This window comes from Neobacillus sp. S1115 (assembly GCF_055385565.1).
In genome coordinates this window covers 1,546,737-1,558,746 of record NZ_AP038275.1, presented here as the reverse complement: position 1 = coordinate 1,558,746, position 12,010 = coordinate 1,546,737, and the positions used below count along the sequence as shown (strand labels likewise).

Below are 12,010 nucleotides of genomic sequence, written 5' to 3'. Positions count from 1 at the left end.
AATTCCGCCCACCCCCTCTTTTTATTTAATCCCTTCTATAGATAAATTTTTATAAACCCCTAAAGGGTAAACTGGTACCATATTGTCCTTTACCCATTCAAGTGACTCCGCAGGGTCCAGCCCCCAGTTTGTCGGGCATGTCGATAAAATCTCAACCATTGAAAAGCCGCCGCCCCTTTTTTGTGTTTCAAAGGCTCGGCGAATGGCCTTCTTGGCTTTCTGAATATGAGGAACATCATGGGTTGATACCCGCTCAATATATGCGGCGCCATCCAGCACGGAAATCATTTCACAAACTTTAATCGGTGAACCGTGGACCGAGACGTCCCGGCCAAAAGGGGTCGTCGCTGTCTTTTGCCCAATCAAACTAGTAGGCGCCATCTGTCCGCCAGTCATCCCATAAATGGCGTTATTTACAAAAATAACGGTAATATTCTCACCACGAGCAGCCGCATGGATGACCTCATTAATACCAATTGAAGCAAGATCCCCGTCACCTTGATAGGTAAACACCATCCTGTCCGGCAGAACCCGTTTCACTCCGGTTGCTACCGCTGGCGCGCGGCCATGGGCAGCCTGCGTCATATCACAGTTAAAATATTCATAAGACAAAACCGAACAGCCGACTGAAGCCACGCCAACCGTATCTTCCAAAACACCCATTTCCTCCAAAACCTCGGCCACAAGGCGATGAATGACGCCATGAGTGCAGCCCGGACAATAGTGCGTAGGCTTGTCAGTTAATCCGCTCGTTTTTTGAAAGACTGTCTTCATTGTCATACCGTCACACCCCTGGCAGCCATCATGATTTTTTCAAAAATTTCTTCCTGAGTTGGCACAATGCCGCCTGTTCGTCCGAAGAAGTCCACCGGAGCATGTCCCTCTACAACCAGCCTGACATCCTCGATCATTTGTCCGGCGCTCATTTCTACTGAAATATAGCCTTTTACCCGGTCACGTGTTTCAAGGAAAGGCTTCTCTGGGAATGGCCATAATGAAATCGGCCTGATCAATCCAACACGGACGCCTACTTCTCTTGCCTTATTAACAGCATTCATGGTAATCCGTGCTACCGTCCCAAAAGCCACCATAATATAATCGGCATCTTCCGTCAGATACGTTTCAAAGCGCACCTCATTCTCCAAAATAGCAGCAAACTTCCGCTGCAGTTCCCAGTTACGTTTTTCCAAACTTTCGGCATCAAGGTCTAAAGATGTGATTGTCCTAGGAGGGCCGTCCCCACGTGTCCCGGTTGTCGCCCACGGCTTATCAAATTTACGAATTTCTGTACCCTCTGTGAATTCCACCGGTTCCATCATTTGCCCAAGCATTCCGTCCCCCAGCAAAATAACCGGTGTCCGGTAACAGTCGGCAATATCAAATGCATCCTTGGTCAATTCAACAATTTCCTGCAGGCTGGCTGGAGCCAAAACAGGAGTATGATAATCGCCGTGCCCGCCCCCTTTCGTTACCTGAAAATAATCCGATTGGGCAGGCTGGATATTGCCGAGCCCCGGGCCGCCTCTGGCAATATTGACGATCACGGCCGGCAGCTGTGCTCCCGCTAGATAAGAAATCCCTTCTTGCTTTAAGCTAAAGCCTGGGCTTGATGAGGATGTCATCACCCGGACTCCTGCCGAAGCGGCACCGTACACCATATTAATGGCGGCAACCTCACTTTCCGCCTGCAAAAACAAACCGCCCACTTCCGGCAGCCGTCTAGCCATGTAGGCAACCAGCTCACTTTGCGGCGTAATCGGGTAACCGAAAAAATATTTACAGCCAGCATGGACTGCCGCCTCTGCAATCACTTCATTACCCTTCATTAATACTTTCCCCATACAACTACCGCCCCCTATCACACTGTTTGTAATACCTTGACTGGCCTATATACTGAGATGACCGTATCTGGACAAACCTGGGCGCACTTGGCACAGCTGATACAGTTCTCCTGGTCAACAACTTTAGCAGGCCGGTATCCATTTCCGTTTAAATAGTCTGCTAGAAAAATAACATTGGTGGGACAAACCTGCACACAAAGGCTGCACGATTTACAACTGGCTTCATTAAAAACAACTCGTTTTTCCATAGAACTCACCCTTCCCAAGGTAACTTCATATACCGCTCAATAAAAAACGCTTCATATCGGCAAGCAAAATCGCAAGCATCTTTTTTCAGATGATTGGCTATCGTTGTATATAAAAATGGGATATCCAGCTTTTCTGACAATCGACAACTTAACTCATGGCCCCGCCAAACATCTTCTATGGTGGATTCAAGACCGATGTTGGTATTATTAATAATTCCGGTCACCTTCAAGCGGGATGCCTTTTCAATCTGGCCAATCGTGTATGCCGCCCCCTCTACTGTACTGACATAAGGCCTGTTAGCATTCAAGACAAACCATAATTCCGGCTGCAACTCTTTCCATTCATGATAATATTGCCCAAGCGCTGTTGCCCCGTCCTTGTCCCCTCCGGCATCCACGATTAACCGATAGCGGGGGTCATGGAGCACCCGGTAAATCTCTCCTGATACAATTGGCAAATCCGCTGAAGCCAAGCGGCTTTGTGGGGCGATTAATTCTACATCATGCTCCCTGAAAACTGAGGCAGCATCACGGGAACGATAATAAGGGTTGATAATATCCAAATCATTGATGGCAACTTTATCGTGTTTCGTCCGTTCTGATAAAGCCAAATTGATGGAAATCTCGGTTTTTCCGCTGCCAAAATGCCCTGATAAAATGGTAATCCTGCCATTCGCACTCAAATTAACAACCGCCCCCTACTATTTGTAAGCGTTTACAAACAAGTTCTCCAAACCAATCTTCAAAGTTTGCCAATTCCATTATCATGCACATAGAAGTCTGCCGACTTTGACATATGTCTCACTTACGTACAACTCAGAATGGAAAAAAGAAGCTCCTAGGAACTTCTTTATGACACAAATGATAGAATAACTTTTTGCGGAATGTCGGCCATATTATCAGCTTTGCTTTTTAATCTCTCACAGGATGGCAGTTCAAAGGAAAACTCCTCCACATTTGCCGGAATAACTCCATCTTCCTGTAATTTAGCAAACACTCTCTCCATTGCTTCTTCCGTTGAAATCCGATCTTCGGACTCTTCCTCTTGGAAACATTCCACACAGGTCTCGATGATATTTTCCTCAATTTGTTCCTGGGCGAACACTAATTTTGCACCGGCAATCGCTTCAACTTCTTGGTTCTCTAATTCAATAATAGTAGTTATATTCATGTCAAATTACCTCCCTGATTTAACTACCATCATTATAAAAAATTTATCTTCTTATTTATTATGAAGATAGTATTATTCACTATTTGTTCATATGTTTTTGACAAATTTCTGACCAGCATCCTTAGCATTTGCTTTTTAAATCTTGGGTATCAACAGGTAAATATGACAAATACTATTAATTATTAAACATCATTGTTAGGTGATTAGCTGATATGAAGATTTTAAGAATTTATCAAGATGATATAAAAAGTGTCACGACGAATTGGGCTGCAGCCCTCGTTATTATCGCACTGATGTTTCTGCCGTCTCTTTATGCCTGGTTTAATATAAAAGCGTCATGGGATCCCTACGGCCATACGGGTGGAATTCCAATTGCCGTTGTCAATGAGGATAACGGCACCGTCCTAAGAGGAAAAAAGATCAACATCGGCAAAGAGGTTGTGAACTCTCTTAAACAAAATAAATCGCTTGGCTGGGATTTTGTTGATGCTAAAAAAGCGGACCAAGGCGTGAAACACGGAGACTATTTCGCGAGTATTACGATTCCGAATGATTTCTCCGAAAAAATTGGCACTGTCCTCAGCGATAACCCGCAAAAGCCGGTACTTATCTATGTTGTAAATGAAAAAATTAATGCTATTGCCCCCAAAATCACTGCAAAAGGAGCCACAGGCATTAAAGAGCAAATCAGCAAAAACTTTGTGAAGACAGCCAATGGCGTTATTTTTGATATCTTTAATCGTCTTGGTATTGAATTGCAAAAGAATCTGCCAGATATAGAGAAACTAAAAACCATGATTTTTTGGTTAAACGATCATTTGGCAGAGGCCGAAAATATCATCAATACCGCGAATCAAGACACAGACCAGGCAGAAAAAATCGTGGCGGATTTACAAGTAAAACTCAATGAAGTAGACTCCATCATGGGCCGTGCCCAGCAGCTGTCCGGACAACTGACAACATTTTTTGACAGTAATCAAGAAACCTTCGAAAATCTCGCGCCCGCCGTTAAACAAAATCTCATCTATATGGAGCAAACAGCAGCGGATGTGGAACAGGTTACGGGAATTTTATTATCGAATACCGCCAGTTCAGAGGAAAGGCAAAGCGCACTAAACGATGGAATAACCCGCCTTACCGCATTAATCAGGGCAGAAACTCTTTTAATCAACCTATTAAATCAAATAAATGATTTGGGGACGGCTCCACTTTTTGCTAATGAAATAACACAACTAAACAAGCAAAAAGACTCCGCCGAAAGCCTATTAAGTAATTTAAAAACGATTCAAAGCCTTGGGACACCCTCACAGGACCTGTTAGTGCGGACTAACCGAATTGCTTCAGACCTGTCATCAGGTTTAACTCAGCTTGTGAATCAATATGACAGCAAAATCGCACCAAATTTTGCGCAAATCAGTGCTGCCGCCAAACAAGTTCCCGTCAAGGCAAACGAATTTTTTGCAACCGCTGACCAAACGCTTTCACAAATTAAAAAAATCCTTCAGGATGCCGCAGCCGGAATTGCCATTGGGAAACGGGATATAGCTCTTATAAAAATGGATTTCCCTGCTGTAAAGCAAAAAATCACAAATCTGGCCAATCAAATCCGTGAATTTGAAAAAACAGAGGATATCCGTGACATTATTGATTTGCTGCGTAACGATGTCAAAAAGGAAAGTGACTTTTTTGCCGAGCCTGTTCTATTAAAGGAAAAAAGGCTATTTCCGATTCCAAATTACGGATCGGCGATGTCGCCTTTTTTTACCACACTTGCTTTATGGGTCGGAGCAACTCTTCTTATTTCATTAATCCCAGTTGAGATAAGTGGTTTACCTGGCACCTATCATCCGAATCATGTCTATTTAGGCCGTTTTTTAACCTTTTTGACAATCGCGCTATGCCAATCTCTCATCGTAACCGCGGGTGATATTCTGCTATTAAAGACCTATGTCGTTGATAAGCCCTGGTTTATCTTATTTGGATTATTGATTAGCGCTATCTTTATGCTGATTACTTATACACTGGTGTCCATTTTCGGAAATGTTGGAAAGGGGTTGGCCATTGTTTTTCTTGTCCTGCAAATTTCCGGTGCTGGCGGCACCTTTCCTGTTCAGGTAATGCCGTCATTCTTTCAAAAGCTTCATCCCTTTTTGCCCTTCACCTATGCCATCAGCCTGATGCGGGAAGCCGTCGGAGGAATCGAGTGGGATGTTGCCAAACATGACCTTGCCATTCTTTCGGTTATGACCGCGATCACTTTAATATTTGGTTTAGTTTTAAAAGGACCGATTGAAAAATACGGCGGCACCCTGCAAAAAAAAGCAAAAGAAAGCAGACTCATACATTAAAAGGAATGTCGGCCTAATTTTAATTAATAATTGTTTTAAAAAAACAAATACTATTGGGACCTATACTTTTTAAAAACAAAGGAGGTCCCTCTATTGTTTAAAAAAACTTCCTTTCTATTATTGGTTACCCTTCTATTCATTTTGCAGCCTTCCGCGACGCATCCGGTTGCAAAAGCAGCAATACAGAAAAGCACGACGATTGGCTTAAGATTGCTGGAAACGACCGATTTGCATGCGGATTTAATCAACTATGATTACTATCTTTCAAGGGAAAATAATCGAATCGGCCTGGTTCAAACGGCTTCCCTCATTCGCCAGGCCCGAAACGAAGTGAAGAATTCACTGTTATTTGATGGCGGCGACCACTTAAAGGGGAATCCCCTTGGCGAATATCTGGCCAGAATTAAAGGAATCAACAAAGGCAAGGTCCACCCCGTTTACCGGGCTTTCAATCATTTAAAGTATGATGCTATCGCCATCGGCAATCACGAATTTAATTATGGGTTAAAATTTTTAAATGCTGCTTTAAAAGGGGCTGAAATGCCTGCCATTAACGCCAATGTTATTTCTGTAAAAACGAACACCCCATATTTTAAACCCTACGTCATTTTAAAACGAAGTTTAGAGGACCAAGATGGGAAGAAACATGACCTGAGAATTGGAGTGATAAGCTTCATGCCAACTCAGATTATGAAGTGGGATAAGTCAAACCTTGAAGGCAGAGTTTTCCCACGGCCGATTGTAGAAACCGCAAAGGAATATGTCCCCATCATGAAGGCTGAAGGTGCAGATGTTGTAATAGCTTTAGCCCATACGGGAATCACCGACGAACCATATCATCCCGATACAGAGGATGCTGTTTACTATTTAACAAAAATCCCCGGGATTGATGCGATCCTTTCTGGGCATTCTCACAGCGTGTTTCCCGGGCCATCCTATCAAAAGGTTGCCAACACCGATATGAAAACCGGACGAATAAATGGAAAACCGGTCGTAATGGCAGGAGCGTTCGGAAGTCATCTGGGGATTATTGATTTAAATATTAAAAAAGTAGCCGGCAAATGGATGGTCGTAAATGGCATATCCGAGGTCAGACCGATTGCGGACGAAAACGGCAAACCGCTTGTCCAAACAGATGCCGAGCTGTTTAAATTATTAAAACCTGAACATAAGGAAACGGTTAATACGATCAATAAATTAGGCCACTGAGTCTAAAAAATTTATTTTTTTATTCATAAATTATCCATTGTTTTGCTGAGCGATGTGATTACAATAATAATTGTTGTCCGGCTTTCTTGCTCTGGCTGTTCATTTCTAACGGAGGAATGGGCGGCTACAGACGTAGGCTTGGACAACATCTATTTGTTTAGACACTTTACAACCTATGCAGACTTTTATAAAATTAAATAAGAAAATATTCGGTGAATTGGAGTCTGTGATATTTTGGGCTCCTTTTTGTATTCACTTGTTAAGCAGAAATTAGGGAGAAGAGGTCGAAACATGTCAACACAAGCACTCATAGCATTAGGCGTTTTTCTCGTCATCTATGCCTTTATCGTAACAGAAAAGATTCACCGAACCATCATCGCCATGATCGGTGGAATTTTAATGGTGGTACTGGGAATTGTCGGTCAAGAAGAAGCACTTCATCATATTGATTTTAATACCATTGGATTATTAACCGGTATGATGATTATCGTTACCATTACAGCCGAAACGGGTTTGTTCAAATATCTGGCTATATGGTCCGCCAAAAAGGCAGGAGCTGATCCTTTAAAAACGCTAATCATGTTCGGGATCATAACGGCAGTAGTTTCAGCTTTCTTGGACAATGTTACCACCGTCCTTTTGATGGTCCCTGTTACCTTCAGTATTACTCGTCAACTACAGGTGAATCCAATACCCTTTTTAATAACGCAAATCCTTGCGTCAAATATTGGCGGAACCGCTACTCTGATTGGTGATCCTCCGAATATCATGCTTGGAAGCGCTGTTAAAGAACTAACCTTTATGGAATTCATTTATAACCTTTCAGCTATTTCAATTCTTATCCTTTTAGTGAATATTGCCATTTTGGCTCTCATATATCGAAAACAACTCAAAACATCGCCTGAACTAAAAGCAAATGTAATGGATTTGGATGAAAAAGAGGAAATAACCGATAAAGTGTTATTAACAAAATCGTTAACTGTCATCGGATTAACGATATTAGGATTCTTCCTGCATCAATTATTACATATTGAATCAGCCACTGTTGCTTTAGCCGGAGCTTTCCTGCTGCTTTTATTAACAGGCGAAAAGTATTTGGATAAGGCTTTAGAAAAAGTAGAATGGACAACCATTTTCTTCTTTATCGGACTGTTTGTGCTTGTATCCGGATTGGTTGAGACGGGCGTCATTTCCTTATTGGCAGACAAAGCTGTTCATCTTACTGGTGGAAACGTTACCTCCACTTCGCTTTTAATTCTGTGGGTAAGTGCGATTGCATCTGCATTTATAGACAATATCCCGTTTGTTGCCACGATGATTCCAATGATTAAAGATATGGGCGAACTTGGTATTCAAAACCTTGAACCACTTTGGTGGAGCCTGGCACTAGGAGCATGTCTTGGCGGGAACGGGACCTTGATTGGCGCGAGTGCCAATGTCATTGTGGCTGGGTTGGCAGCTAAGGAAGGACACCATATTTCATTCGGTAAATTCTTACTCATCGCCTTTCCATTAATGATTCTTTCAATTTTGATTTGTACGGTTTATATCTATTTGCGATATTTAATTTAGGAGGGGATTAGATGAAGGTTGAGTATAAATTGAACGAGAAACTGATTGAATTAACGGAAAAGAAAAATGGAGATGATTTTGAATTCTCCATCACCCTTCTATCAAAGGAACAGAAAAAAGGGATTGAAAAGGTCCGACAATATTTCGACGATAATAAGGTGCTGACAGACATTCATTTTTACATTCATGCCAACAACCGCTATCAAGTGATCGTCAGAAACGACTTTTATAATGATTTTTTAATCCAGCTATTTAAGGAACAATTTTTGCTAGAAGTAAAATGGGTATAAAAATGACGGCTGCCATTCAAATGGCAGCCGTTATTTTTTCCATTTTAAACAATTTGCTGAAAAGGGCAAAAAGAGCTGCCCCCATGGGGACAGCTCTTACCTTTTATTGCTGAGCATGAGCAGGTGTGCCAATTTCACCCGCATGGTCTGGTTTTCCAACAGCTTTTCCTTGATTATAGGAAAGACCAAATCCGTACTCATATTTGTTACCAGCTTTATTTACATAAGAATAATTAGGGGTTTCTTCAGGTGCAAAGCTAGGGACATCGCCAACTTCATTTTCAACTGCTTCAGCACTAGCAGGGATGGCCATCGGCAGCTTTCCAATCGGGTTAAATTCGCCGCGAATGACATCTATTACTGCTTCAGGCTTCGTTCCGAATGTGGCTAGTACAGCAGCCGCATTTGGTTCAATTTGATTAATTAACCATGGGCTGATAAAGTTGATTGCCGTAATGGTTGGAACGGTTTTTTGGATTTCAACAATTCGATTCACATTCGCGATGCCTGTTTCAGGACCTACTGTGATTCGCGGATTGTTATCCCAGTTGGATTGCGCCGGTTTCACCCAAACAAACGCATGTGTTGCTTCCGAAAGATTATCTACGATCGTGATAGAGGCATCGTGATTTTTAATATTCTGTTTTAAATTGGCTGTTGCTGCGGCTGCATCTCCACCAGTGAACATTTCAACATAAAGCTTCACTTTTTGCAGTTTAGCATCTTTTAACGGCAGGATATTTTTATCGTTGCGTAATAAAACAACCGACTTAAGGTGTGCTTCATCTGCTAACGCTTGAGCTTTAGGATCTGCGACAACTTCCAAAGCTTGCTGCGGATTTACATATGGGTCTTCAAATAGACCTAAATTCATCATTTCTGTTAGCAATAGGGTCACAGATTCGTTAACTTCTGATTCTGGTAGTAAACCTGAATCAACTGCATCAATAATTAGCTGCGGGTCGGATGAACCCGAAATAATGTCGGTCCCCGCCTTTATGGCCTTCGCTACTTTTCCTACCGGCGATAAATCTTCGGCACCCCAAGCGTTGTTTCCAACAGCACCAGTATCAGAGTTTACATATCCTCTGAATCCGAGGTCGTTGCGCAAGAAATCTAAAATTCCTTTGTTCAGTGCAAAGCCAACTTCTTCAAATTGCTGAGTCGAACTATATTTAGGCAATCCTTGATCGGCACTGTACTCGTTACTTGGATACGCGTAATATGGCATAACAGACGTTACATTTGCCTTGATTGCTGCCTTGAAAGGAGGAATGTGATAGTTTAATAAGCTTCCAGCAGTTGGATATGGATTAAATTTACCTTCTACAAAGTGTGGATCCAAACCGTTATCACGCGCCCCGCCGCCAGGGAAGTGCTTGACTGTAATCGAAACGCTGTCGCTGCCAAGTTTTTCGCCCTGGAAGCCGGTTATCACGTTATAGACCATGTCTGAAGCTAGAGCAGGGTCCTCACCAAAGGTGTCTTCGATTCTTGCCCATAATGGGTCTGTGGAAACATCTGCTGTATAACCATAAACCTTGCGAATGCCAGCCGCTCTCCACTCCTTGGCAGCAATTTGCCCGAATTCCTTAACTGCTTCTGCGTCTCGTGCTGCTGCAAATCCGAGCGGACCAGGCCAGAAGGTGTGCATGCCAGCACCGTCACTATTATTGGTGTAATCTGTGGATGCATGGTTACGCGGATTGGAAGTGACAACAACCGGGATGCCCAATCTCGATTCCTCTGCTAATTCCTGAAGCTGATTCGTATACTTTGCAATCACATCGACAGTCGGAGTTTGCCGGAAGATGACATGGCGCATATTTTTCTTAACAATCATATCGTCATCAGCTTTTACATATTTTCCATCAGCCGGGTTGGCAATCGGAGTGTGCGTGTTAATTAACATCATGCCTGCCTTTTCAGCCAAAGTCATCTTTGACACCAGATCGGCTACCCGCTCGTTAACAGGTTTTCTCCAGTCCTCATAAGGATCTAAACTCCTGTCACTATCTAAATCTCTGAATTGCTTTCCATCCGCCGTTAGGACACCTTTCTTTGCTGCCTCGATTTCTGGTTGTCCAGTAACTGAGTTGGCTGCAATACGATATGTAACCGTATCTGCCCCGCCGTTTCCGGCATTTTGTGAAGCTGGGTCAACATATCCCAAGTCTTCATTACTATTTGCACTAACCTGTGGGACCATGACTGGAGCTAACAGAGATAAAGCAAGTGAACCCGTAAGAAGTGTTTTTCTCAGTCTTGACGTTTTTCTTATTTGTTTTGATACTGACGCCATTTTTCTTCCCCCTATTAATCGGTTTTAGTAAACGCTTTCAACTATAATTTTAAGAGGATATTGAATGATAGTAGTATAGGATTTTTTTTGCTATATTTGTGTTTTTTTAATATTTAGAAAAATAAGTCTATTTACCTATTTCTAAATTCCTATTTTTTAAAGCAAAAAAATGAGTCAGTTAATAGACTCCGTTAGTCGCTTGATTTTCTAAATTCAGAGGGAGAACTACCCGTAATTCTTTTAAAATTATTACTAAAATAAGCTAAATCTGAATAACCAACCCGTTCCGCAATCTCTGACATGCGTAATGATGTATTCTGTAGCAATCTTTTACTCTCTTGTATTCGCAGCTCCGTGATATAGCCAACAAATTTTTTATTGAACTGCTGTTTGAATAATTGACTTAAATAGCTTGGATTAATATGGACATGGTCTGCGGCAGCCTTTAGAGTTATTTGATCTAAAGGGGTTTTCTCTATATATTGTAATACCCTTTCAATGGTAGAGGATGGAATTGTTTCATCCAGTACTTGAGCAATTTTTCTGCTTGTCTCTTCTTTATTTCGTTTAAATAACCATTTTTCCAGGCATTCCTTTAATTCTTTTTCGTCAATCGGTTTAATAAGGTAATCCGTCACACCGCTCCTCAACGCCTGATGCGCTAATTGGAACTCATGATGAACACTAATGATAAAACAATCCAGTTTCTTGTTTAACTTCGATAGCTCATTCGCCAACGAAAGCCCGTCCATTATCGGCATTTGGATATCTGTAATGACAAGGTCAACGTCATTTTGCTTGATCCAGTCCAGTGCCTCTAAACCATTCCCGCATTCATGGATAATATCTAGAGGAAGTGCCAACTTTTTGATTGTCCACTTAAGGGCTGTCCGAACCCACCTCTCATCATCAACCAGTACAATTTTTTTCATTGTGCACACCTCAACCTACTTTTAATTACCGTTAGTCTATCAATCTAAAAAAAGGCTTTGGAAAAATCCAAAAGCCTTTTTTATAGTTGAATTTTCT

11 protein-coding genes are annotated in these 12,010 nt (G+C 42.1%); 4 read left to right on the top strand and 7 right to left on the bottom strand.

Annotation, left to right across the window (positions count from 1 at the left end; genetic code table 11):
- Positions 1 to 21 precede the first annotated feature (21 nt).
- The 5 genes from ACZ5B7_RS07605 to ACZ5B7_RS07585 all read right to left on the bottom strand — a co-directional run bounded on the left by ACZ5B7_RS07605 (position 22) and on the right by ACZ5B7_RS07585 (position 3,260).
- Positions 22 to 780, bottom strand: a complete 759-nt coding sequence (locus ACZ5B7_RS07605; RefSeq protein ID WP_464493315.1) for a thiamine pyrophosphate-dependent enzyme — start codon at positions 778 to 780, stop codon at positions 22 to 24.
- On the bottom strand, positions 777 to 1,841 hold the full coding sequence (locus tag ACZ5B7_RS07600; protein WP_464493314.1) for a 3-methyl-2-oxobutanoate dehydrogenase subunit VorB: 1,065 nt from the start codon (positions 1,839 to 1,841) through the stop codon (positions 777 to 779). The genes ACZ5B7_RS07605 and ACZ5B7_RS07600 overlap by 4 nt, the downstream gene beginning before the upstream one ends.
- A 17-nt stretch (positions 1,842 to 1,858) precedes the next feature.
- Entirely contained in the window at positions 1,859 to 2,089 is a 231-nt protein-coding gene (locus ACZ5B7_RS07595; RefSeq protein WP_213141131.1) for a 4Fe-4S binding protein, read from the bottom strand.
- 5 nt (positions 2,090 to 2,094) lie between these two features.
- Entirely contained in the window at positions 2,095 to 2,772 is a 678-nt protein-coding gene (locus ACZ5B7_RS07590; protein ID WP_464493313.1) for a hypothetical protein, read from the bottom strand.
- A 167-nt stretch (positions 2,773 to 2,939) separates the two neighbouring features.
- Positions 2,940 to 3,260 carry a hypothetical protein gene (locus tag ACZ5B7_RS07585; protein ID WP_213141133.1) on the bottom strand — a complete coding sequence of 107 codons (321 nt, stop codon included), beginning with the start codon at positions 3,258 to 3,260 and terminating at the stop codon, positions 2,940 to 2,942.
- A gap of 212 nt (positions 3,261 to 3,472) precedes the next feature.
- Between ACZ5B7_RS07585 and ACZ5B7_RS07580 the strand changes: the two genes are divergently transcribed.
- From ACZ5B7_RS07580 to ACZ5B7_RS07565, 4 genes are all read left to right on the top strand, one after another.
- A complete protein-coding gene (locus ACZ5B7_RS07580) occupies positions 3,473 to 5,608 on the top strand; it encodes a YhgE/Pip family protein (protein ID WP_464493312.1) in 2,136 nt (711 codons plus the stop codon).
- Between the two features lie 93 nt (positions 5,609 to 5,701).
- Positions 5,702 to 6,817 (top strand): metallophosphoesterase, encoded by a 1,116-nt coding sequence (locus ACZ5B7_RS07575; RefSeq protein ID WP_464493311.1) that lies wholly within the window; start codon positions 5,702 to 5,704, stop codon positions 6,815 to 6,817.
- A 291-nt stretch (positions 6,818 to 7,108) separates the two neighbouring features.
- A complete protein-coding gene (locus ACZ5B7_RS07570; RefSeq protein WP_464493310.1) occupies positions 7,109 to 8,389 on the top strand; it encodes an ArsB/NhaD family transporter in 1,281 nt (426 codons plus the stop codon).
- 11 nt (positions 8,390 to 8,400) lie between these two features.
- Positions 8,401 to 8,679 (top strand): hypothetical protein, encoded by a 279-nt coding sequence (locus tag ACZ5B7_RS07565; protein WP_423801395.1) that lies wholly within the window; start codon positions 8,401 to 8,403, stop codon positions 8,677 to 8,679.
- 103 nt (positions 8,680 to 8,782) lie between these two features.
- Here ACZ5B7_RS07565 and ACZ5B7_RS07560 read toward each other — a convergent pair whose 3' ends face one another.
- Together ACZ5B7_RS07560 and ACZ5B7_RS07555 are read right to left on the bottom strand one after the other, a co-directional pair.
- Positions 8,783 to 10,981, bottom strand: a complete 2,199-nt coding sequence (locus ACZ5B7_RS07560; protein ID WP_464493309.1) for a glycoside hydrolase family 3 protein — start codon at positions 10,979 to 10,981, stop codon at positions 8,783 to 8,785.
- A gap of 191 nt (positions 10,982 to 11,172) precedes the next feature.
- Positions 11,173 to 11,913, bottom strand: a complete 741-nt coding sequence (locus ACZ5B7_RS07555) for a response regulator transcription factor (RefSeq protein WP_464493308.1) — start codon at positions 11,911 to 11,913, stop codon at positions 11,173 to 11,175.
- Between the last annotated feature and the right edge of the window lie 97 nt (positions 11,914 to 12,010).